This window comes from Streptomyces fodineus (assembly GCF_001735805.1).
In the GTDB taxonomy this organism is placed as follows: domain Bacteria; phylum Actinomycetota; class Actinomycetes; order Streptomycetales; family Streptomycetaceae; genus Streptomyces; species Streptomyces fodineus.
On record NZ_CP017248.1, the window covers coordinates 6,430,893 to 6,452,546 of the forward strand.

Consider the following 21,654-nt stretch of genomic DNA (forward strand, 5'->3'; position numbering starts at 1 on the left):
GGTGAAGGAGGGGGCTGCTCTAGCGCGAGGTGTCGAAGACCTCGTCGCGGGTGGTCACGAGCGCGGACTCCAACGCGCCGCGCAGGACGGGGTGTTCGCGGACGTCGCCGACGACCAGCCGGGGGCGGGCCGCGGCCAGCTCCTCCAGCTCGGCCTGGACGAGGGCGCGCAAGACCTCGCCGCCGGCCGTCAGCGCGGAGCCGCTGAGGACGACGAGCTCGGGGTCGAGGACGGAGACGAGCGAGGCGAGACCGGTGGCGAGCCGGGTCGCATAGGTCTGGAGCAGCTCCCGGTAGGGGCCACGGGTGTGATCGGCGCCCCGGGCCACGAGCTCGGCGGCGACCTCGGTGTACGGCCCCGACGGCAGGTCCGGGATGCCGAGTTCCCGGGCCAGCTTCGGTACGGCCTGGGAGCCGGCCAGCTCCTGGTAGCCACCGCTGTTGGCCTTGGTCACCTGCCGGACCAGGGGCGTGCCCGGCACCGGCAGGAAGCCGACCTCGCCGGCGCCGCCGGTCCAGCCGCGGTGCAGCCGGCCGCCGAGGACCAGGGCGGCGCCGAGGCCTTCCTGGTTCCACAGCAGCACGAAGTCCGCGTGCCCCTTGGCCGCCCCGAGCCGCTGTTCGGCGAGGGCGACGAGGTTGACGTCGTTCTCGTACTCCACCGGCATCGGCAGCGCCGCCGCCAGTTCGTCGAGCAGGGTGGGGGAGTGCCAGCCGGGCAGATGGGAGGCGTAGCGCAGCCGCCCGGTGCCCGGGTCGAAGGCACCCGGGGTGCCGATGACCAGCCGGTGCACGTCGGCCCGCGCGAGCCCGGCGGCCTTCACGGCACCGTCGAGCGCGTCGGTGACCTGCTGTACGACGGGCTGGGCCGGCCGTCGCCCCGGGGTGGGCAGCTCGTACTCACCGACCGTGCGTCCGGTGATGTCGGCGACGGCGGCCCGGATGCGTTCCGGGGTGACGTCGAGCCCGGCGGCGTGAGCGGCGGCGGGATTGACGGCGTACAGCTGGGCGTTGGGCCCCGGCCGCCCCTCGCTGGTGCCGGTCACCCGCACGAGCCCTGCCGCCTCCAGGCGGGCCAGCAGCTGGGAGGCGGTGGGCTTGGACAGGCCGGTGAGCTTCCCGATCCGGGTGCGTGACAGCGGCCCGTGCTCCAGCAGGAGGTCCAGGGCGGCGCGGTCGTTCATGGCGCGCAGCACACGCGGGGTGCCCGGCGTACCGGCGGTTCCTGCCATGGGGTCGACACCTGCCTTTCCAGCCACCCAGCTTTTCAGCGACCCGGGCGTGGCGTCCAGCCTTGATCAACGGCCGCCGGAAGATCACTGTTAGGAAAGTTTCCTATCGCGGTGCGAGGAACGTAAGCCCAGGACGAAGGGGGCGTCAATAGACAACGGCCCGAGGAAACGGAGTCGTTATCTCGGGGGCCGGATGGTCCGGGGGCTCAGTCGTCGAGGAAGGGGGCGGTGTCGAGAGTGGGGTACGGCGCCGGGAGGGGGAGGGGGTCGCCGAGGGTGACCTTGGTGTCGGTGGCGTAGTACGCCTCGGTGGGGTCGTCGCCGGGGAGGACGGGGTCCGTGTAGCAGTGGGCCGTTTTGGAGTGGCGGTTGATCAGGACGTAGATCGGGACTCCGGCGGCGGCGTAGGCGCGGAACTTGGGGCCGGTGTCGGTTTTGTGGTTCGTGGACGTGACTTCGCCGACCAGGTCGAGCATGTCCATGGGGTACCGCCCTCCGTTGGCTCCGCGATACGCCGCGTCAAGGTCGGAGGCCTTGCGGCGGCGCACGTAAAAGTCCGGAGCGAGCGACGCGACGGTGCCGCCGTTCTTATCGGCGGCGCGGAAGGCGCTGCCGAAGCCGGCGAGGGGGAATCCGGCTGACCGGAACTGGATGTAAAGCTCCCCAATACCGTCGTTGTGGTCTTCGTCGGGATACGGCGGCACGATGATCGTCCCCTCGACATACTCCGGTCGAATCGGCACCGGTGATGCCTCTTCGATCGCGTTCAACAGGTCGATGGGGTCCTGCGTCATGACCGGCTCCATGATCGGTTCGGCGCTCATCGCTTCTCCTCGTCACGCTGATGCCAGGCTAAGCCCACGCTGGGCGCCCCGGCAGAACGATGGGGCACCCCGTGCGCACCGCGCGCCGGAATGCCCCACCTGCTCACTCGAACGAGTGTGCTGAAACCGTTCCGCTCGTCCCCGCTACTTGCCCGGAGCCGCAGGCGACTGCGGGACGATCGGTGCCGTCGCCCTCGCCTGCGGGGAGTCCGCGTTGGAGAAGGCCGAGGGGGCCGCCACCGCCGACGTCGGATCGGGGGTGTCCGCCACGTCCTCCGTAGCCGTCGCACCGCCCACGATGCGGATGTGCGCCTCGTCGAACGCCCGCTTGATGCGCCAGCGCAACTCCCGCTCGATCGTCAGCGCCTTGCCCGGCATCGTCTTGGCCGAGACCCGGACCACCATCGAGTCGATCAGGACCGAGTCCAGGCCGAGCACCTCGATCGGGCCCCACAGCAGCTCGTTCCAGGGCTCTTCCTTGCTCATGTGCTCGGCGACATGGTCCAGCGTGGACTTCACACGGTTCAGGTCCTCGCTCGACCTCACCGTCACGTCGACCCCGGCCGTCGCCCAGCCCTGCGAGAGGTTGCCGATCCGCTTGATCTCGCCGTTGCGGACGTACCAGATCTCGCCGTCGCCCCCGCGCAGCTTGGTCACGCGCAGCCCGACCTCGATCACCTCACCGGTGGCCACCCCCGCGTCGATCACGTCACCGAGGCCGTACTGGTCCTCCAGGATCATGAACACGCCGGACAGGAAGTCCGTGACCAGGTTCCGGGCGCCGAAACCGATCGCCACGCCGGCCACACCGGCCGAGGCCAGCAGCGGCGCCAGGTTGATCTTGAACGTGGACAGCACCATCAGCGCGGCCGTACCGAGGATCAGGAAGCTCGCCACCGAGCGGAGCACGGAGCCGATCGCCTGGGAGCGCTGCCGCCGCCGCTCGGCGTTGACCAGCAGCCCGCCCAGCGCCGTGCCGTTCACGGCATCGGCGGTGCGGCCCATCCGGTCTATCAGTTTGGTGATCGCGCGCCGTACGACGGCGCGCAGCGCCACCGCTATGACCACGATCAGCAGGATCTGCAGACCCATCGCGAGCCAGGTCGACCAGTTCTGCTCGACCCAGCTCGCCGCGTTCGTGGCGCTCTCCTGGGCGTCCTGGAGCGATGGCACGGCGGGTACGGTCCCGGACGGGGAAGGTGACGGGGTCGGCGACGCTCCGGCGGCCACGAGGGCGGCGGGCAAGGACGACACGGCAGGTACCTCCAAGGTGCTGCGCAGTCCGGCCGGCGGGGCGGTCAAGGTCACGAAAAGGTCACCGGGCGGACAGGACCACCACACTAACGGGGCATTGTGTGAGTCCCGCGCGGATCCGCCAAGGAGGGGCACAGGAGAGACAGGGCTCACCCCGGCTTGAACCGGCCATGATCCTGGGGATGAATCAGATGTGGTCGAAAACACTCCCAGCCCGTTACCGGGACATGGTGGCGCTTCCACCAGGCATGAGGGGAGACTGACTGCAGATCGTCCCGGCGCGAGCCACGCGCCGCCGACGCCCAAGGAGGCACCCGTGCCGCATGTCCTGGTTCTCAACGCGTCGTACGAGCCGCTCGGCGTCGTACCGCTCCGCCGCGCGCTCATCCTCGTCCTGGAGAACAAGGCTGTCTCCCTCGAGGAATCCGGCGCCTTTATGCACAGCGCAACCGTCACGCTCCCCGCACCCAGCGTGGTCCGGCTCAAGCGATTCGTCCGGGTTCCCTATCGGGGGCCCGTTCCTCTCACCCGCCGCGCACTGTTCGCGCGCGACGGGGGCCGGTGCATGTACTGCGGTGGCGTCGCAACCAGCGTCGACCACGTCATCCCGCGCAGCCGCGGGGGCAAGCACGTCTGGGACAACGTGGTGGCCTCCTGCCGCCGCTGCAACCACGTGAAGGCCGACCGCCACCTCGTCGAACTGGGGTGGCGTCTGCGACACAAACCGGCTCCCCCGACCGGGCTGGCCTGGCGCATCATCGGCACGGGCCATAGGGATCCGCGGTGGTTGCCTTACCTGCAGCCATATGGCGCGGATGATGCCCTGGCCCGGATCGACGGCATTTCTGCCTAGATCCGGGCCGTGTTTTGCGCCTATGAGGGGGCGCGGTAGCTCCGCGCCCCTTTGGGTCGGCTCCGCCCGATCACGGCAACTTCTTGCAGCCGGCCCGGGTGCCGGTCGTACAGGGTGCGGCCGTCGCAGCCTCGCCCCCCCCGCGGGCGATGGCCCGCGCCGGCACCGCGCCCCCGCCACCGCCGCCGGCTCCTCGTCGTTCCCCCGCCCGCCCTCCATGGGGCGGAGCCGTCTCACGCGCCCGTGCCGATCACCGGGCGGTACCGGATCACGGCCACCCCTTTCAGGTGCTCCGGGAATGGGAGCGAGTGCGGACGCTGTCTCGGGGTAGGCCTGCCGTAACCCGTTCAAAGCCGCACCATCCGGCCGACTCGTTCGGCCGGCCCCAAGGAGGCCCGCGTGCCCGCACCGGCTCGACTCTCGATCCCGGCCCAGTGGAAACCCGAGACGGATCCGTCCGCCGCGACCGACGAGGCGCCGCTGTGCGCCTTCAGCGCGGAGAGCGCCTGCGCCCAGGCCCCGCTGACCAGCGAACCCCCACTGCCCGACCTCGAGCCCCTGACCAGCGAGCCGCCGCTCGCCGACGCCACACCGCTGACCAGCGAGTCCGACGCCTTCGGCACGGGGTCGTACGACACCGACGGCTTCGGTACGGGGGTGTAGATGGCCGCGGCGCTCGAGGACCCGGACCTGTCCCGGCTCGCCGAGCTGCACGGGGTCGCCGCCTCCTACAGCCCCGCCCCGGGCCGTACGGTCGCCGTCCCCGCCTCCGCCGTGGTCGCCGCCCTGGCCGCCCTCGGCGTCGACGCGACCGGCCCCGACGCCGTACGCGCCGCGCTCGCCGCACGGGAACGCGAACTGCGCGAGCGCCTGCTGCCGCCGACGGTCGTGCACTGGGCCGGCGACCCGCAGGGCCCCGCCGCCCTCGCCGCGCTGCCGCCCGGCACCCGCCTGCGCGTCGAGACCGAGGAGGGGGAGGAGCGGGAGACCGTCGCGGAGCTGCCGCTCGGCGTGCACCGGGTGACCGCCGTCACCCCCGACGGGCGCACCGGCCACGCCCACCTCGTCGTCGCCCCCGACCGGCTGCCCGCCCCGCCCGGCCGCTCCTACGGCCTCCTCGTCCAGCTGTACTCGCTGCTCTCCCGCCGCTCCTGGGGCATGGGCGACCTCGGCGACCTCGCCGAGCTGGCCGGCTGGGCCGGACGCACCGCCGGCGCCGGATTCGTCCAGGTCAACCCGCTGCACGCGGCCGTACCCGGCGCCCCCACCGACCCCTCCCCCTACCGCCCGTCCTCGCGCCGCTTCCCCGACCCCGTGCACCTGCGGATCGAGGCGATCCCCGAGTTCGCCCACGTCGCGGACCGCGCACGGCTGAGCGCCCTGCTGGAGCGGGCCGAGCGGCTGCGCGCCGCCGTCCTCGACAAGGGCGCCCTCATCGACCGGGACGCGGTGTGGGAGGTCAAACGCGAGGCACTGGAACTGGTCCTCGCCGTCCCCCTGGGCCCCGGCCGCCGGGCCGCCTACGACGACTTCCGCGCCGCCCACGGCCAGGCCCTCGACGACCACGCCACCTGGTGCGCCCTCGCCGAGACCCACGGCTCCGACTGGCGCCGCTGGCCCGCCGACCTGCGCGACCCCCGCTCGGCCGGTACCGCCCGCGCCCGTGCCGAGCTCGCCGACCGGGCCGAGTTCCACGCCCGGCTCGCCTGGCTCACCGACGACCAGCTGCGCGCCGCCCAGCGCGCCGCCCGCGAGGCCGGCATGCCCGTCGGGATCGTGCACGACCTCGCCGTCGGCGTGCACCCCGTCGGCGCCGACGCCTGGGCCCAGCAGGACGTGTTCGCCGCCGGCACCTCCATCGGCGCCCCGCCCGACGCCTTCAACGCCCGCGGCCAGGACTGGGGCCTGCCGCCCTGGCGCCCCGACCGGCTCGCCGCCACCGGCCACGCCCCCTACCGCGACCTCCTGCGCGCCCTCTTCCGCTACGCCGGCGCCCTGCGCGTCGACCACGTCATGGGCCTGTTCCGGCTGTGGTGGGTCCCGCAGGGCAGCGCACCCACCGAGGGCACGTACGTCCGCTACGACGCCGACGCCATGCTCGCGATCCTCGCCCTGGAGGCCACCCGCGCCGGTGCCGTCGTCATCGGCGAGGACCTCGGCACCGTCGAGCCCGGCGTGCGCGAGACGCTGCGGCGGCGCGGGGTGCTCGGCACCTCGGTGCTGTGGTTCGAACGCGACTGGGAGGGCGACGGGCGCCCGCTGCCGCCCGACCGCTGGCGCGCCGAGTGCCTGGCCACCGCCACCACCCACGACCTGCCGCCCACCGCCGCCCGGCTCACCGGCGACCACGTCGATCTGCGCGACCGCCTGGGCCTGCTCACCCGCCCGGCGACCGAGGAACGCGCCGAAGCCGTCGCCGACACCGCCGAGTGGCTCGCCCTGCTGGGCAGCCTCGGCCTGCTGAACCGCACCGCCGCCGGACCGCCCGGCTCGGACGAGGAGGAGGAGATCCGCGCCGTCCACCGCTTCCTGCTGCGCACCCCGGCCCGCCTGATCGGCGTCTGGCTCCCGGACGGCGTCGGCGACCGCCGCCCGCAGAACCTGCCCGGGACCTGGGACCAGTACCCGAACTGGCGGCTGCCGATAGCCGACCGCGAGGGCCGTCCCCTACCGCTGGAGGACATCGCGGCATCCCCCCGAATGGGCGCGCTACTCGCTGTGTTCAGGCAGGTCGCAGGCGGGTGAACGTCCGGTACGGGACCCCGGGCGCGCGCCCTTCGGGGTGGTTCGCTAACTTGAGGTCGTGGACAAGAAGAACGCCCTGCGCGCCGGTGCCCTGGCCGCCGGTACGACGCTGATGATGCTGCTCATGTCGTCCCCCGCGCTCGCGCTGACCCGCGACGACGGCGACGACCCCGGCCCCGGCCTGAGCGTCATCCAGACGCTGGGTCTCTACGTGCTGCTCCCGGTCGCGCTGTTCGCGGTCATCGCCGGTCTGGTGATGGCGCTGGACAAGTCCAAGATCAGGACCATCAAGCCCTCCTCCAACGTGAAGTCCGGGGCCGACGCCAAGGCCTGACCGGACACCGGTTCTCCCACCGGGGGCGCCTGTCCTCCCGCCGGTACGCGCGTGACGCCGTACCCGGGTGAGGTCGGCGCCTTCGGCGTTTTCGCCCCCGCGCCGTCCGGGCCCGTGTCGTCCGCCCCCCGCGCCGTCCGGGCTCGTGCCGTCGGGCCCGTGCCGCTCTGGGGTTCGGCGCGGTCAGATACCGCTGCACGGTCGGGCCAAGCCACGCCGGCAGTTCCTCGCGGGTCAGCTCGCGGGCCGGCAGGATGCGCAGCGGCCTGGTTGGTGGCGCCGACCCGGAGCACGGCCGTCAGCTCCTCGTTCTCCTTCCACATGCCAAGGAAGCGCCGACGAGCGTCCGCCCGACCTCGCCCCGCGCCGCCGCCGTCAGCTCCGGCGGCTGCAGGTCCAGCGCGACGGCCGCCGCGAACAGTCCCTGCTCGCTGCCGAAGTAGCGCGTGACCATCGACGATCGATGCGCGCGTCGGAGCGGCGCGCCTGGGGTGTCTTCATGCTGCCGGTCAGGCCAACGAACGTATGCCAACAAGTGTTGACTCACCCCGCCGCCCGGCCCTACCGTTGCCAACAAGCGTTGACCAACAGATGTTGACCGACAAGCGTTGGCATCCAGGAGGCCCCCATGAACGGCACCAAGGGAAACATCATCGTCGTAGGTTCCGGCCCCACCGGACTCCTGCTCGCCGGTGACCTCGCCGCGGCCGGCGTCCCGGTCACCGTCCTCGAAAAGCGCCCCCACGGCATCAGCAACCTCTCGCGCGCTTTCGTCCTCCACGCCCGCACCCTCGAACAGTTCGACGCCCGCAGCCTCGCCGACGACCTGGAAAAGGCCGGTCAGCCCCTCGACCGCCTCCGCCTCTTCGGCCGCCTCTCCATCGACCTCGCCGCCCTCCCCTCCCGCTTCGACCATCTCCTCGTCCTTGCGCAGTACGAGGTCGAGAAGGTCCTGGAGAGGCGCGCGGTCGAGGCGGGCGCCGACTTCCGGTACGAGACCGAGCTGACCGGTCTCACCCAGGACGCGGACGGGGTCACGGTGGAGGCGCGCGGGCCCGAAGGCCGTACGGAGACCCTCCGGGCGGCGTACGTCGTCGGCACCGACGGCATGCGCAGCGCCGTGCGGGACGCGATCGGGCTGCCCTTCCCGGGCAAGTCGGTGATCCGGTCCGTGGTCCTCGCCGACGTCCGGCTCGCCGAGCAGCCGCCGACCCTGCTCACCGTCAACGCCGTCGGCGACGCCTTCGCCTTCCTCGCGCCGTTCGGCGACGGCTACCACCGGGTGATCGGCTGGCACCGCGGCCGTAACGTCCCCGACCACGAGCCGCTGGACCTGGCCGAGGTGAAGGAGATCACCCGCCTCGCCCTCGGCCGGGACTTCGGGATGCACGACGCCCGCTGGATGTCCCGCTTCCACAGCGACGAACGGCAGGCGCCGGCCTACCGGGTCGGGCGGGTCTTCCTGGCCGGTGACGCCGCGCACGTGCACACCCCGGCCGGCGGCCAGGGCATGAACACCGGGCTCCAGGACGCGGCCAACCTGAGCTGGAAGCTCGCGGCGGTCGTCGCCGGGCACGCGGACCCCGCGCTGCTCGACACCTACCAGGCCGAACGGCATCCGGTGGGCAAGGCGGTGCTGCGCAGCAGCGGCGGGATCGTCCGTCTCGCCATGGCCAAGCGCCCCTGGACCCTCGCCGCCCGCGCCGCGCTGACCGCCTTCCTGAACGCCGTCGGCCCCGCCCGCCGCAAGGCCGCCGCCCAGATCACCGGCATCGGCCACCGCTACCCCGCCCCCCGCGGCGCGCACCGCCTCACCGGCGCCCGCGTCCCGGACGTCGTCCTGGCCGGCGGCGCCCGCCTCTACGAGGCGCTGCGCGGCGGCCGGTTCGTGCTGATCACCCCGGAGCCGTACGAGCCGGGGCCCGCCCGTGCGGACCGGCTGACGGTGGCGCACTGGGCGAGCGACCGCCGTACGGCCGTGCTGGTCCGCCCCGACGGATACGCGGCCTGGGCGGCCGACTCGGCCGGCGCGGCGGACATCGGGACGGCGCTCGCCGCGCACGTCGGCGCCTAGGAGCGTGTCTCGGTAACAGGTGAGCGGCTGGCGGCCGTGATTGATTGGGTCGGTCGCGGCCGCCCCGCGGACAGCCGTGAGGGCGGTCGGGGTGCGGGTCGTGGGGGGGCGACCGGGTGGGGGCCGGTGACGAGCTGCGAGGCTCGGTCGGTCAGCCGGCCAGGGTGGCGAGGGCGGTGGTTCCGGCGTGCCGGAAGACCTTGCGAAGGTTGTGGCAGGCGGCCAGCAGTCGCCACTCGCCGCGGGCTCCGTCCTCGCCCCGGAGGAGGAGTTGGCGGCCGCTGTGGCAGGTCATGATTTGGCCGAATACGGGTTCGACGATGGCCTTGCGGCGGCTGTAGGCAGCCTTGCCGGGTTTCGTCCGCAGCTTGCGAGCCATGCGCTCTTTCAGCGTGGCGTTCTTGGGGATGCGTCCGCGGGGTGCGGGCAGGACCTGCTCGTCGTGGCCGAGACGGCCGGTGGCCATGAACGTGCTGGTGTCGCAGTCGAGTTGGCGGTCCCGTGCGGCTTCGAGGTTGGTCTCGGAGCAGTATCCGGCGTCGACCAAGACTTGCTTGGGGTGGATGCCGGTGTTGGCGGTGGACTGGTCCAGCATGGTGGTGTAGTTCAGCGCGTCCGAGGCGTTGGTGGTGATGTCGGCGGCTGTGATGACCTGATGCTGCTCGTCGACGACGGCCTGGGCGTTGTATGCCTGGATGTAGGCGCCGTCGCTGTTCTTCATGATCCGCGAGTCAGGGTCGGTGAAGTTCGCCTGGGCCTTGGGCTTCGGCCGTGCCTTCGCGGCGGCCTTCTCGCCGGCGTCAGCGACAGCCTGCTCATCGCTGGTACCGGCGCGCTGCTGGCGGCGGCGTTCTTTGTCCTCTGCGTGGCGACGGGCCTTGTCGGCGGCCTCGGCCTCGATCTGCGCGCGGGCGGCCTGCAGCTTCGCGAGCCGCTTCTCCCGCCGGTCCAGCTCGGCTGGCAGGTCCGCCTCGTTGCCGTCGACTCCGAAGACCTGGCCCTCGGCGTCGTCGGTGGCCTCGGCGTCGGCCAGCAAACCTCGAGCCTTCGCCTCCAACTCGGCGATCTCAGCCTCGATCTGCTCTTCTTTGTCGACCAGGCGGCCGTAGCTCATCGCCTTGTGTTTGGAGGCGTTCGCTTCCAGCTTCGTGCCGTCCAGCGCGACGCGGCCCATCTTGACCATGCCCAGCTTCTGCGCGAGGTGCAGCGACTGGGTGAACAGGTCGGCCAGCGCATCCAAGTGGCGGCGGCGGAACCGGGCGATCGAGCGGAAGTTCGGGGCCTGGTCGGCAGCCAGGAACCGGAGCGCGACATCATCGACGCAACGACGCTCGATCGCCCGCGAAGAACGAACACCGGTGCTGTATCCGTAGATCAGCAGTCGCACCATCAACCGTGGATCGTAGGGCGGGTAGCCGCGCTTCTCGGTGTAGTTCGCCAGGATCGGGGAAAGGTCAAGCACCTCGTCGACCAGGTCGGCAACGAACCGGGCGAGATGATCCTCAGGCAGCCAGTCGTCCAGCGACGGGGGCAGCAGCAGGACCTGGTGCGGGTCGAAGTCCCGGAACGTCTTGTCCACGGATGCCGGACGACCCTGCGGCTGCTTCTTCTCGACCGGTTCGACCTCGAACAGCCCATCGCCACCACTCATGCCGAGATCATCCCGCATGAATGATCACGAACCGCACTCTGGTGCAGAGCACCTATTCAGAGGGCGCGGTATTGAGTGGGGCCGCGCCTGGAGCGAGCGTTCCTCCCGCTCGTCGACCGCCCGATCGGTCGAAGTCCGTCATGCCACTGTCGCGCCGCGACGCCACCACCGCCAGCACGCCGATGGCAATCAGTGACCAGCCACCTGAGACCGGTTCCAGTACGGCCACCGGGATTCCGAGTGCCAGCAGGATCCATCCGGTCTCCACGGGCATCGCGCCTACGGCGATCACGACTCTTCTGGAAAGGAGCCCAAGGCCGAAGAAGGCAACTCCGCTGATCATGAACCAAAGGGCCATCATGCGGGTGTAGTTGTCGTTGCGGACGGTGTTCCACAGTCCGTCGGAGACGATGCCGCTCCAGTACGCGTACGAGGCGATGACGCCCACCATCATGTGCACCGCTGCGGCAGTGAGCATCAGGCGGGGAACCCACAGACGGAGACCTCTGGCGTTGGATGTACGGGATTCGGGGCGGGCGGAGGCATTCATGACGCTGTGTTCCTTCCGGGAACGTCGGGTGAGGGATCCATCTCGATCGCCGACGAAGTCAGGAGGCCGACCGGTCCAGCAGCGGCATCAGCAGCTCGTACATGCCGCGCAGCTCTGGCTTCGGGAGCGGGGGCGTGAGGTGCTCCGCCCCGACCAACATCAGATAGAGCATCTTGGCCACTTGATCCGGTCTGCCATGGCCGGCCTGTTCGCACAGATCCCGCAGATATCCAATGCGGGTTGCGTCGACACGCTCCTGCACCCGCGCCGCCTCGGGATCCTGTTTCGCCCAGGCCCGCATCGCGATCTCCAGCGGCGGGCCGGCGTCCTTGGTCACTTCAGCCAGGAGCCTGGCCAGCCGCTCCCGGGCCGGAAGCGTGTCGGACGCTTCAACTCCATTGATGATCGCCGTGGTGCACTTGGCCTCGAAGTGGTCGAGCAAGCGGATCCGATACTTCGGCATCGATCCGAAGTGGTGATAGAAGGCGCCCTTCGACATGCCCATGCGCTCACACAACCGATCCAGCGTCACTGCGGGCGCACCCTGCTGCGCCAGCAACGTCAAGCCCTGGTCCAGCCACGCCGACCTCTCCGCACCCACCTTGACCTCTCCTCCATACCAAAAGGTTTGGTATGGAGGAGGCTAACAGGCGTGGCCGAGGAAGTGGCATGGGTGGGGCGCCGGATTCCCCGGCGCCCCACCCATGCCACGAGATTCACACCCAAAGGCGCACTGGTGGCTGGTTACTGAGACACGCTCCTAGGCCCCTTCTCGGCGCGGCGCCTCCAGCGTACCCGCGAGCAATTCCCTGAGCAGGCCGGCCAGTTGGCCGGCCTGCTCGTCGTCGAGGAACGACAGGGCCGCCGTCTGGACCGCGAGGCCCTCGCCGACCGCGCGGTCGATGACGTCCAGCCCCTTCTCGGTCAGCGTCACCTGAAGGCCCCGGCGGTCGTGCGGGTCGGGGGAGCGGCGCAGCAGGCCGGCCTTCTCCAGTTTGTCGAGGCGGCCGGTCATCCCGCCGGTGGTGAGCATGAGGGTGGCCGACAGCTGGCGCGGCGAGAGGGCGTACGGCTCCCCGGAGCGGCGCAGGGTCGCGAGCACGTCGAACTCGCCGCGTGAGATGCCGTAGGGCTGGTACGCCTTCTCCATGCGGTCGCCCATGGTGCGGGAGAGGCGGTAGATCCGCCCGAAGACCTCCATCGCCCTGGAGTCGAGGTCGGGCCGCACGGCCGCCCACTGGTCGACGATCGCGTCCACCGAATCCTTGCCTGCGCTCATGTGCCGAGTATGCCCTTCGGGTGGTTACCGGCAAGAAAGTGACTTGCTGGAAAGTAGCTTAGTGCTAAGTTACTTTCAACCAAGTTGCTTCAGGGGGTCAGGTCATGGTGCCAACAGAGAACGAGCGCATACCCGGCGCATGGGCCCTGCCCGTCACCGCAGCCGTCAACGGCGTCGGTACCGGCATGTACGTCCCGTTCACCCTGGTCTTCTTCCACGCCGTCACCGGACTGTCCTTCACCGTCGTGGGCGCCGTGCTCACCGCCACCGGCCTCGCGGGCATCGCCGTACTGCCGCTCGCCGGGACCGCGGTGGACCGGTACGGCGCGAAGCGGGTGCAGTACGCGCTCTACGGCGTCCGGGTGGCCGGGTTCGCCCTCTACCCCTTCGCCCACTCCCTCGCCGCCTTCGCGGCCGTCGCCCTGGTCACGGCCGCCGCCGACCGGGCCTTCCCCGCTGCCCAGCAGTCCCTGATCGGCGAGGTGGCGAGCGGGGCCGGACAGGACCGGCTGCAGGCGTCGACGCGCGCGCTGCAGAACGCCGGCAACGGGGCGGGCGCGCTGCTCGCCACCCTGGTCATCTCCCTGGCGGGCAGCGCCGGTTACACGTACGCGGCCTGGGGCAACGCCCTCTCCTTCGCGCTCGCGGCGCTGCTGCTGCGGCCACTGCGGCCGGTGCGGCCACTGCCGCCGGTGCGTACGGCCGACGGGCCCCCGGCCGCGCGCCGGGCGGGCGCCGGCTACCGCCTCGTCCTCACCGACCGGCCCTTCCTGGTCGTCACCGGCGCCAACTTCCTGAACGCCCTGAGCTATTCGGCCCTGTCGGTGCTCTTCCCGCTGTTCATGGTGGAGTGGCTGCACGGGCCCTCGGTTCTCACCGGTGCCGCCTTCACCCTCAACACCGTGCTGTGCGCGGTCGCCGGGGTCGGTGTCGGCGCGTGGGTCCGCAGGGCCGGGGCCCGGCGCACCCGGGCGGCGGCGCTGGGCGGCGGCCTGTTCGCGACCGCCTTCGCGGCGCAGATCGTGCTCGGCACCGTACGACCGGCCTCCGACACGGTGTTGGGCGGCGCGCTGGTCGCGGTGGTCGTCGTCTACACCCTCGGCGAGCTGATCCACAGCCCCGCGTCCCAGGTGCTCGCGGTGGCGGCGGCGCCCGAAGCGGTGCGCGGCCGGTACCTGGCGGCGTACCAGATGTCCTGGTCACTGGCGAAGGCCGTGGCGCCCTCCCTGTTCACGGCCCTGCTCGCCGTGGACGGCCGGGCACCGTGGGCCGTCCTCATCGCGACCTCGGCGGTGGCCGCCGCCCTCCTGGTCCGGGTGGAGGGCCGGCTCCCGGCGGAGGCGGTACGACCGCTCCCGGCGACCGTGGCCCAGGGCGGCGCCGCCGGGAGCAGATCTTTCAGTTCGACTGAAAGGAATCGTCGAAAAGATTCGATGGACCTGACGAATCCGGTGCTGCGACGGTAGGGCACGGACACCCCACCCACCGAAAGGAACCCAGTGGCCGCCGTCCTGCCCAGGACCACCGCCTCCGCCCCACCCGCCCGCCAGGCCGCCGCCCCCGCGGCCGGCCTCGCCCTCGCCGCGCTCGCCACCCTCGTCTGGTCCGGCAGCTTCGTCGCCTCCCGCGGCCTGCACGACAGCGTCCCGCCCGTCCAGCACGCCTTCTGGCGCTGGGTCGTAGCCCTCGTCGCCGTGGCCCCCTTCGGCGCCCGCCAGGCCTGGCGGCAGCGGGCGCTGATCCGCCACCACGCCCGCTATGTCCTGCTCGCGTCCTTCCTCGGCGTGGCCACCTACAACACGCTCGTCAACCAGGCCGGACTGACCACCCCGGCCGCCACCATGGGCATGATCATGGCCGCCTCGCCGGTGCTCATGGCGCTGTTCGAACGGCTCGGCGGCGTACGGCTCGGCGCCCGGCGCACCACCGGGCTGCTCATCGCCTGCGCGGGCGTGGCGCTGCTGTTCGGCGGCGGTACGGCCTTCTCGCCCGGCGACCTGTGGATGATCGCGGCCGCCTGCTGCTTCGCCGGCTACAGCGCGCTGCTGCGCCGCAAGCCCACCGAACTGGGCGGCACGGCCTTCCTGTGCACCACGTTCGCCGTCGGCACCGCTCTCCTCCTGCCCGTCCAGGCGGCGAGCGTCACCGTCCAGGGCGGCTTCACCCCCACCCCCGGCACGGTCCTGCCCCTTCTCTACGTGGGCGTGGCCTCCTCCGCGGTCGCCTTCTTCGCCTGGAACAAGGCCATCACCCTGATCGGCGCGACCCGCGCGGGCATCGTCTACCACCTCCAGCCGGTCTGTGTCGCCGTCCTGTCCTGGGCCGTACTCGGCGAGACGACGGGCCCGCCGCAGCTGCTGTCGATGGCGCTGATCCTGGGCGGGGTGGTGCTGGGCGCGGGTTCACGCCGTTGACGTGTAGCTTTCCGGCATGGCCGAGTGGGACATCCGCAAGCTGCAGATCCTGCGCACCCTGCGCGAGCGGGGAACCGTGACCGCCACGGCCGAGGCCCTGCACATGACCCCCTCCGCGGTCTCCCAGCAACTCACCAACCTCTCCCGGCAGCTCGGCGTCCCCCTGCTGGAGGCGCGGGGCCGCCGGGTCCGGCTCACCGACGCGGCCCGCCTGGTGCTGGCCCACACCGAACCGGTCTTCGAGCAACTGGAGCGCACCGAGGCCGCGTTGGCGGCGTACGTCCAGGGGGAGGCGGGGGAGGTCCGGGTCGCCGCGTTCTCCACCTCCTTCCCCGCCCTGGTCGTACCCGCCGTACGGGCCCTGCGGGACACGCACCCCGGGGTGACCGTCCGCGTGCGGGAGGCGGAGGCCGCCGAGGCCTACGACCTGCTGACCGCCGGCGAGGCCGACCTCGCCCTGTCCCTCGCGGCGTCGGCCCCCAGCGCGGCCGACCCCCGCTTCACCCAAGTCCCCCTGCTGGCCGACCCCTTGGACGTGGCCCTGCCCCCCGGCCACCTGCTCGCCCACGCGGACTCCCTGACCCTGACGGACCTGGCCGCCGAACCCTGGATCTTCGGCGGCAGCGGCCCCTGGTCCGACATCACCCGCCGCGCCTGCGAGGCCGCCGGCTTCAGCCCCCACCAGGGCCACTCGGCCTCCGGCTGGACCGCGATCCTCGCCATGGTGGAAGCGGGCATGGGCGTGGCCCTGGTCCCGCGCATGGCCGCGGCCCGCCGAGATGGTGTGGCGATGCGGGACCTGGGGCCTGACGGCCCCGTCCGGCATGTCACGGCGGCGGTACGCAGGGGCGGGGAGACGGGGCGGGTGGTGGCCCGGGTACTGGAGGCTCTCCGGCATGCGGCCACCGCCGGTGTCAATCGGGGGTGAACCCCTCTGCCGGAGAGCCTCAGCCCCGCCGCACCTCGTACAGAAAGCACCCGTACTCCACCGCCCGCACATGCACCACCGCCACCTCCGGGTCGGCGAAGGCCTCCGTGAGGGCGGAGGGGAAGTCGTCGTCGGTCAGGCGGCCGCCCAGGATGCGGCCGGCGGACGAGTAGCGGCGCAGGACGCGGTGGGCGTTCGTGAGGGGCAGGGCGGGGCCGGTCGACGGGCCCGGGCAGTCCTCGGCGTGGAGGAAGACCGGGCCCTGCTCGTCGTACGCCCCCGGTTCGGCACCCGTCTCGGCCGCCCAGCGGCGCAGGGGCGCGTACGAGACCAGGGCGATCCGCTCGCCGGGCGCGCTGCGGCGCAGACAGCAGCGCAGCGGGGCGCCGCCCTCCTCGTCGGTGAAGGGGGCCGCGGGGCGGCCCGCGTCGTCAGCGGTGAGCAGCTCCGCGAGGACCTCGGACGGGATGGGGCGTGCGGTGTACGTCGTCGTCTGCGGTGTCGTCGTCATGGGCCCAGGGTCCTGCCGCGGTGCCCCGCCCACCGGCGGGATACGGACATCGCGCTCCCGGTCGACGGCATGGAAGGATGACGCAACCGACACATATCGAGGAGATGACCGCGTGCCTGGCACAAACCTGACTCGCGAAGAGGCGCAGCAGCGGGCCGAGCTGCTCACCGTTGACTCGTACGAGATCGATCTCGACCTCTCCGGCGCGCAGGAGGGCGGTACCTACCGGTCCGTGACCACGGTGCGCTTCGACGTCGCCCGGAACGGGGCGGAGTCGTTCATCGACCTGGTGGCGCCGACCGTCCACGAGGTGGTCCTCAACGGCGACCAGCTGAACCCCGCCGAGGTCTTCAAGGACTCGCGGATCGCCCTGCCGGGGCTGCTGGAGGGACGCAACGTCCTCCGTGTCGTCGCGGACTGCGCCTACACGAACACCGGCGAGGGCCTGCACCGCTTCGTCGACCCGGTCGACGAGCAGGCCTACCTCTACACCCAGTTCGAGGTCCCGGACGCCCGCCGGGTGTTCGCCTCCTTCGAGCAGCCGGACCTGAAGGCCACGTTCGAGTTCACCGTCACCGCGCCCAAGGGCTGGTCGGTGATCACCAACTCGCCGGCGAAGGCCACGGCCGCGGACCCGGACGGCAGCACCGTCCAGCACGTCTTCGAGCCGACCCCGCGCATCTCGACGTACATCACGGCGATCATCGTCGGCCCGTACCACTCCGTGCACAGCGTGTACGAGAAGGACGGGCAGAGCGTGCCGCTGGGCATCTACTGCCGCCCCTCGCTCGCCGAGTTCCTGGACTCGGACGCGATCTTCGAGGTGACCCGGCAGGGCTTCGACTGGTTCCAGGAGAAGTTCGACTACGTCTACCCCTTCGCGAAGTACGACCAGCTGTTCGTGCCCGAGTTCAACGCGGGCGCGATGGAGAACGCGGGCGCCGTCACCATCCGCGACCAGTACGTCTTCCGGTCCAAGGTGACCGACGCCGCGTACGAGGTGCGGGCGGAGACGATCCTGCACGAGCTGGCCCACATGTGGTTCGGCGACCTCGTCACGATGGAGTGGTGGAACGACCTGTGGCTGAACGAGTCGTTCGCCACCTTCACCTCCATCGCCTGCCAGGCCGCCGCCCCCGGCTCGCGCTGGCCGCACTCGTGGACCACGTTCGCCAACTCGATGAAGACCTGGGCGTACCGGCAGGACCAGCTGCCGTCCACCCACCCGATCATGGCGGACATCCGTGACCTGGACGACGTCCTCGTCAACTTCGACGGCATCACCTACGCCAAGGGCGCCTCCGTCCTGAAGCAGCTGGTCGCGTACGTCGGTGAGGACGAGTTCTTCAAGGGCGTGCAGGCCTATTTCAAGGCGCACGCGTTCGGCAACACACGCCTGTCCGACCTGCTCGGCGCGCTGGAGGAGACCTCCGGCCGCGACCTGAAGACCTGGTCGAAGAAGTGGCTGGAGACGGCCGGCATCAACATCCTCCGCCCGGAGATCGCCACGGATGCCGACGGTGTCGTCACCTCCTTCGCCGTCCGCCAGGAGGCCCCGGCGCTGCCCGCCGGCGCCAAGGGCGAGCCGGTGCTGCGCCCGCACCGCATCGCGATCGGCCTGTACGACCTCGACGCCGACTCCGGCAAGCTGGTGCGCACCGACCGGATCGAGCTGGACGTCGACGGCGAACTGACGGCCGTACCGCAGCTGACGGGCGAGCGCCGCCCGGCGGTGATCCTGCTCAACGACGACGACCTGTCGTACGCCAAGGTCCGCCTGGACGAGCAGTCGCTCGCGGTGGTCACCGAGCACCTCGGCGACTTCACCGAGTCCCTCCCGCGCGCCCTGTGCTGGGCATCGGCCTGGGACATGACGCGGGACGCCGAACTGCCCACCCGCGACTACCTCTCCCTGGTCCTGTCCGGCATCGCCAAGGAGTCGGACATCGGCGTCGTGCAGTCGCTGCACCGCCAGGTCAAGCTGGCGATCGAGCTGTACGCCGACCCGGCCGCCCGCGAGCCCCTGCTGGCCCGCTGGACCGACGCCACGCTGGCCCACCTGCGGGCGGCCGAGCCGGGCAGCGACCACCAGCTGGCCTGGGCCCGCGCCTTCGCGGCGACGGCCCGCACCCCGGAGCAGCTGGACCTGCTGGAGGCGCTGCTGGAGGGCACCCAGAGCGTCGAGGGCCTGGCCGTGGACACCGAACTGCGCTGGGCGTTCGTGGAGCGTCTCGCGGCGGTCGGCCGCTTCGACGAGGCGGAGATCGCGGGCGAGTACGAGCGGGACAAGACGGCGGCCGGCGAACGCCACGCGGCGACGGCGCGCGCCGCCCGCCCGACGCCGGAGGCCAAGGCGGAGGCCTGGTCCTCGGTCGTCGACTCGGACAAGCTGCCGAACGCCGTGCAGGAGGCCGTGATCGCCGGCTTCGTCCAGACCGACCAGCGTGAGCTGATCGCGCCGTACGCGGACAAGTACTTCGAGGTCGTCAAGGACGTCTGGGACTCCCGTTCGCACGAGATCGCCCAGCAGATCGCCATCGGCCTGTACCCGTCGGTCCAGGTCTTCGAGGAGACCCTGGCCAAGACCGACACCTGGCTGGCCGCGGCCGAGCCGAACGCGGCCCTGCGCCGCCTCGTCTCGGAGTCCCGCTCGGGCATCGAGCGGGCGCTGCGGGCGCAGGCCGCGGACGCGGCGGCCGGCCGGTAGGACGGCGGTGAGGGCGCCCGGCTTGCGCGCCGGGCGCCCTTCCCCGCTCAGCGAGCGACCATCCCGCCGGTGACGTTGACGAACGTGCCGGTGATACCGGCCGCCTGGTCGGAGGCGAGGAAGACCGCCGTGGCGGCGACCTCGGCGAGGGTGGGGTTGCGGCGGGTCATGCGCATCGTGGCGAGGTTGTCGACGATGCCCTGGACGGCGGCCTCGTCGATCGCCGGGTTGACGGCGGACAGCTTCTCGACGGTGAACGTCTCGGGCACCCCGGCCGCCCACAGCCCCACGGCCCGCACCCCGCGCGGACCGAGCTCGATCGCCAGATTCCGTACGAGCGTGTCGATCGCGGCATCGGCCGGTCCCGTGCCGCCCATCATCGGACTGCCGTGCGCGGAGCCGCTGTTGAGGGTGAGGATCACCCCGGAGCCGCGCTCGGCCATGCGGCGCCCGGCGGCGCGGGCGGTGATGAAGTTGGCGCGGGCGCCGTTGATCACCGGCCGCAGGAAGTCGTCGACGGGCATGTCGGTGAGCGGGGCGCCCTGCACATCGCCGCGGGTGACGAGGTTGAACGAGATGTCGACGTCGCCGACGCCCGCGAGGTGCTCCTCCACCGCCGCCTCGTCGAGGGCGTCGACGACGGCGATCTCGGCGTCCTTGAGGTCGGCGGCCACCGCCTCCAGCGTCCCCCGGGTACGGCCCACGAGATGCACCCGGGCGCCCTCGCGGACGAAGGCGCGGGCCACCGCACCGCCGATCGAGCCTCCGGCGCCGTAGATGATCGCGGTCTTGTCGGTGAGCAGCATGGTGAACTCCCTGAGGTGTGTCGTTCGTTTCACCGGTACAGACGTACGGCGCCTTCGGCGCTCATCGCTCACAGCCGCAGCGGCAGCCCGAACGCCGCGAAGAGATGCGGCTCGAAGGAGGTGATCTCCGCGATGCGGTCCTCGGCGTCGAAGCGGAGCACGTCCAGGACCTGGGCGCGGTAGACGTTCGTACCGGGACGGCGGACGTAACCCCCGGCCGCGAGCTGCCCGTTGGCACGGGCGGGCAGGTGGCGCCAGTGGCCGAGGAACAGGGGGGACGCGGGGTCGAGGCTCGGGCGCAGGAAGGCGAGGAGCGCGTCGCGGCCGGTGAACCAGAACGGGTTCGGCGGCATGGTGAGCGTGACGTCCTCGGCCAGCAGCTCGGTCATCGCGTCGAAGTCGAGCCGCTCGGCCGCCGTCATGTACCGCCGCAGCGCGGCCCGCTGGGCCTCGGTGGCCGGGGCGGCCGTCCAGTTGGTGCGGCTCGCGGGCAGCTGCTCGCGCAGGGCCGGACGGGCCCGTTGCAGCGCGCTGTTCACCGAGGCCACGGAGGTGCCGAGGGCCTTGGCCGTCTCGGCGGCGGTGAGCCCGAGCAGGTCGCGCAGCACGAGCGCGGCGCGCTGGCGGGCGGGCAGGTGCTGGAGCGCGGCCAGCAGGACCAGCTCCACGGTCTCGCGCGCCTGCGCGGCGCTGTCCGGCAGCTCGTCGTCCGGGCAGGGCTGCAGCCAGGTGATACGGGCCGGTGGCTCGCCGGGGCCGTGGTCCATGCCGGGCAGCGGCTCGTAAGCCTGCGGGCGGCGGGCGGTACGGCGCTGGAAGTCCAGGCAGGCGTTGGTGGCGATGCGGTACAGCCAGGTACGGACGCCGGCCCGGCCCTGATAGCCGTCCCGGGCCCGCCAGGCACGCAGGAACGTCTCCTGGACCAGGTCCTCGGCGTCGTCGTAGGAGCCGGTCATGCGGTAGCAGTGGGCGCGGATCTCGCGGCGGTGCGCCTCGGTGAGGGCGGCGAAGCCGGTCTCGTCGAACGGCGGCCCGGCGGCGGGCGGCTCGTCGGTTTCCGTCACGGGGGAGTCCGTGACGGAATCCGGGCTGTCGGGGCCGGGGATTTCCGTCACACCCGTCTCCGTGACGGATTGCTCCGCCGTCTCCTGCGCGAGCCGCGCGATACGGCGCAGCCGGGCCACGGAGGCGGACAGCTCGGTCACGCCCGCGTACAGGGCGGAGGCCGGCCTCGGCACCAGTGCGTCCGCCTGCCGGCCGACCGACTCGATCAGCTCCTCCAGGCCCCCGCCGCCGTCCTGCCGTTCCCGGTAGGCCTTCTGCCGGCACGCCGCCGAGCAGTACACCGAGCTACGGCCCCGACGGCCGGCCCGCACCGGAAGGGGCCCGCCACAGCTCGCGCAGATGTCCATGGCCGCCTCCCGTGGGGTCCGTCGGTCAGTGATCCTCGTGCACCGGGGCCGCATCCGTCAGCACCCGCGCGAACTCCCGTA

19 protein-coding genes and 1 pseudogene are annotated in these 21,654 nt (G+C 72.0%); 9 read left to right on the forward strand and 11 right to left on the reverse strand.

All coding sequences use genetic code 11. The annotated features are described in order from the left end of the window. Positions 1-19: 19 nt before the first annotated feature. From BFF78_RS27525 to BFF78_RS27535, 3 genes are all read right to left on the reverse strand, one after another. Positions 20-1,231, reverse strand: coding sequence for an ROK family transcriptional regulator (locus BFF78_RS27525; RefSeq protein ID WP_069780855.1), 1,212 nt, complete (start codon positions 1,229-1,231; stop codon positions 20-22). Between the two features lie 206 nt (positions 1,232-1,437). Further along, complete coding sequence (locus BFF78_RS27530) at positions 1,438-2,055, reverse strand: Uma2 family endonuclease (RefSeq protein WP_069780856.1); 618 nt, start codon at positions 2,053-2,055, stop codon at positions 1,438-1,440. A 144-nt stretch (positions 2,056-2,199) separates the two neighbouring features. After that, on the reverse strand, positions 2,200-3,309 hold the full coding sequence (locus BFF78_RS27535; RefSeq protein WP_069783849.1) for a mechanosensitive ion channel family protein: 1,110 nt from the start codon (positions 3,307-3,309) through the stop codon (positions 2,200-2,202). 316 nt (positions 3,310-3,625) lie between these two features. Here BFF78_RS27535 and BFF78_RS27540 point away from each other — a divergent pair, with 316 nt between their 5' ends. The 4 genes from BFF78_RS27540 (at position 3,626) to BFF78_RS27555 (ending at position 7,241) form a co-directional block, all read left to right on the forward strand. Further along, positions 3,626-4,162: an HNH endonuclease gene (locus tag BFF78_RS27540; protein WP_069780857.1), complete on the forward strand. Its 537-nt coding sequence runs from the start codon at positions 3,626-3,628 to the stop codon at positions 4,160-4,162. Between the two features lie 399 nt (positions 4,163-4,561). Continuing rightward, a complete protein-coding gene (locus BFF78_RS27545) occupies positions 4,562-4,825 on the forward strand; it encodes a hypothetical protein (protein ID WP_069780858.1) in 264 nt (87 codons plus the stop codon). After that, positions 4,826-6,907 (forward strand): 4-alpha-glucanotransferase, encoded by a 2,082-nt coding sequence (gene malQ, locus BFF78_RS27550; RefSeq protein ID WP_069780859.1) that lies wholly within the window; start codon positions 4,826-4,828, stop codon positions 6,905-6,907. It abuts the gene before it with no gap. 58 nt (positions 6,908-6,965) lie between these two features. Next, complete coding sequence (locus BFF78_RS27555) at positions 6,966-7,241, forward strand: hypothetical protein (RefSeq protein WP_069780860.1); 276 nt, start codon at positions 6,966-6,968, stop codon at positions 7,239-7,241. 169 nt (positions 7,242-7,410) lie between these two features. Here BFF78_RS27555 and BFF78_RS48430 read toward each other — a convergent pair. Beyond that, a pseudogene (locus BFF78_RS48430) lies at positions 7,411-7,698 on the reverse strand (TetR/AcrR family transcriptional regulator); the annotation flags it as partial. Between the two features lie 171 nt (positions 7,699-7,869). Between BFF78_RS48430 and BFF78_RS27560 the strand changes: the two are divergent. After that, complete coding sequence (locus tag BFF78_RS27560) at positions 7,870-9,315, forward strand: FAD-dependent monooxygenase (RefSeq protein WP_069780861.1); 1,446 nt, start codon at positions 7,870-7,872, stop codon at positions 9,313-9,315. A gap of 151 nt (positions 9,316-9,466) precedes the next feature. Here BFF78_RS27560 and BFF78_RS27565 read toward each other — a convergent pair whose 3' ends face one another. The 4 genes from BFF78_RS27565 to BFF78_RS27580 all read right to left on the reverse strand — a co-directional run bounded on the left by BFF78_RS27565 (position 9,467) and on the right by BFF78_RS27580 (position 12,795). Continuing rightward, entirely contained in the window at positions 9,467-10,894 is a 1,428-nt protein-coding gene (locus BFF78_RS27565; RefSeq protein ID WP_472573267.1) for an IS1182 family transposase, read from the reverse strand. Positions 10,895-11,018: 124 nt separating this feature from the next. Next, positions 11,019-11,516, reverse strand: a complete 498-nt coding sequence (locus BFF78_RS27570; protein WP_159033072.1) for a DUF6463 family protein — start codon at positions 11,514-11,516, stop codon at positions 11,019-11,021. Positions 11,517-11,574: 58 nt separating this feature from the next. Next, positions 11,575-12,117, reverse strand: a complete 543-nt coding sequence (locus BFF78_RS27575; protein ID WP_069780864.1) for a TetR/AcrR family transcriptional regulator — start codon at positions 12,115-12,117, stop codon at positions 11,575-11,577. A gap of 159 nt (positions 12,118-12,276) precedes the next feature. After that, on the reverse strand, positions 12,277-12,795 hold the full coding sequence (locus BFF78_RS27580; RefSeq protein ID WP_069780865.1) for a MarR family winged helix-turn-helix transcriptional regulator: 519 nt from the start codon (positions 12,793-12,795) through the stop codon (positions 12,277-12,279). Positions 12,796-12,899: 104 nt separating this feature from the next. Here BFF78_RS27580 and BFF78_RS27585 point away from each other — a divergent pair, with 104 nt between their 5' ends. From BFF78_RS27585 to BFF78_RS27595, 3 genes are read left to right on the forward strand one after another with little or no spacing between them, the layout of a single operon-like run. Then, entirely contained in the window at positions 12,900-14,261 is a 1,362-nt protein-coding gene (locus BFF78_RS27585; protein WP_079161507.1) for an MFS transporter, read from the forward strand. A 33-nt stretch (positions 14,262-14,294) separates the two neighbouring features. Continuing rightward, the gene (locus tag BFF78_RS27590) at positions 14,295-15,209 is read left to right on the forward strand and encodes a DMT family transporter (protein ID WP_079161508.1); all 915 of its coding nucleotides are present in this window, start codon (positions 14,295-14,297) and stop codon (positions 15,207-15,209) included. Positions 15,210-15,225: 16 nt separating this feature from the next. Next, positions 15,226-16,137: a LysR family transcriptional regulator gene (locus tag BFF78_RS27595; protein ID WP_069780866.1), complete on the forward strand. Its 912-nt coding sequence runs from the start codon at positions 15,226-15,228 to the stop codon at positions 16,135-16,137. Positions 16,138-16,156: 19 nt separating this feature from the next. Here BFF78_RS27595 and BFF78_RS27600 read toward each other — a convergent pair whose 3' ends face one another. Beyond that, positions 16,157-16,648 (reverse strand): DUF1203 domain-containing protein, encoded by a 492-nt coding sequence (locus BFF78_RS27600; RefSeq protein WP_069780867.1) that lies wholly within the window; start codon positions 16,646-16,648, stop codon positions 16,157-16,159. A gap of 112 nt (positions 16,649-16,760) precedes the next feature. Here BFF78_RS27600 and pepN point away from each other — a divergent pair, with 112 nt between their 5' ends. Further along, the gene (gene pepN / locus BFF78_RS27605) at positions 16,761-19,355 is read left to right on the forward strand and encodes an aminopeptidase N (RefSeq protein WP_069780868.1); all 2,595 of its coding nucleotides are present in this window, start codon (positions 16,761-16,763) and stop codon (positions 19,353-19,355) included. A 47-nt stretch (positions 19,356-19,402) separates the two neighbouring features. On the opposite strand, the gene BFF78_RS27610 is transcribed toward pepN, so the two are convergent. Then, positions 19,403-20,161, reverse strand: a complete 759-nt coding sequence (locus BFF78_RS27610; protein WP_069780869.1) for an SDR family NAD(P)-dependent oxidoreductase — start codon at positions 20,159-20,161, stop codon at positions 19,403-19,405. Positions 20,162-20,229: 68 nt separating this feature from the next. After that, positions 20,230-21,573: an RNA polymerase subunit sigma-70 gene (locus BFF78_RS27615; RefSeq protein ID WP_069780870.1), complete on the reverse strand. Its 1,344-nt coding sequence runs from the start codon at positions 21,571-21,573 to the stop codon at positions 20,230-20,232. Between the last annotated feature and the right edge of the window lie 81 nt (positions 21,574-21,654).

Excerpts from the sequence above, each read along its gene's own strand:
- BFF78_RS27585 (WP_079161507.1), top strand. The coding sequence starts at position 12,900 with ATGGTGCCAACAGAGAACGAGCGCATACCCGGCGCATGGGCCCTGCCC.
- BFF78_RS27580 (WP_069780865.1), bottom strand. The coding sequence starts at position 12,795 with ATGAGCGCAGGCAAGGATTCGGTGGACGCGATCGTCGACCAGTGGGCG.
- BFF78_RS27600 (WP_069780867.1), bottom strand. The coding sequence starts at position 16,648 with ATGACGACGACACCGCAGACGACGACGTACACCGCACGCCCCATCCCG.
- BFF78_RS27525 (WP_069780855.1), bottom strand. The coding sequence starts at position 1,231 with ATGGCAGGAACCGCCGGTACGCCGGGCACCCCGCGTGTGCTGCGCGCC.
- BFF78_RS27610 (WP_069780869.1), bottom strand. The coding sequence starts at position 20,161 with ATGCTGCTCACCGACAAGACCGCGATCATCTACGGCGCCGGAGGCTCG.
- malQ (WP_069780859.1), top strand. The coding sequence starts at position 4,826 with ATGGCCGCGGCGCTCGAGGACCCGGACCTGTCCCGGCTCGCCGAGCTG.
- BFF78_RS27595 (WP_069780866.1), top strand. The coding sequence starts at position 15,226 with ATGGCCGAGTGGGACATCCGCAAGCTGCAGATCCTGCGCACCCTGCGC.
- BFF78_RS27530 (WP_069780856.1), bottom strand. The coding sequence starts at position 2,055 with ATGAGCGCCGAACCGATCATGGAGCCGGTCATGACGCAGGACCCCATC.
- BFF78_RS27570 (WP_159033072.1), bottom strand. The coding sequence starts at position 11,516 with ATGAATGCCTCCGCCCGCCCCGAATCCCGTACATCCAACGCCAGAGGT.
- BFF78_RS27615 (WP_069780870.1), bottom strand. The coding sequence starts at position 21,573 with ATGGACATCTGCGCGAGCTGTGGCGGGCCCCTTCCGGTGCGGGCCGGC.
- BFF78_RS27560 (WP_069780861.1), top strand. The coding sequence starts at position 7,870 with ATGAACGGCACCAAGGGAAACATCATCGTCGTAGGTTCCGGCCCCACC.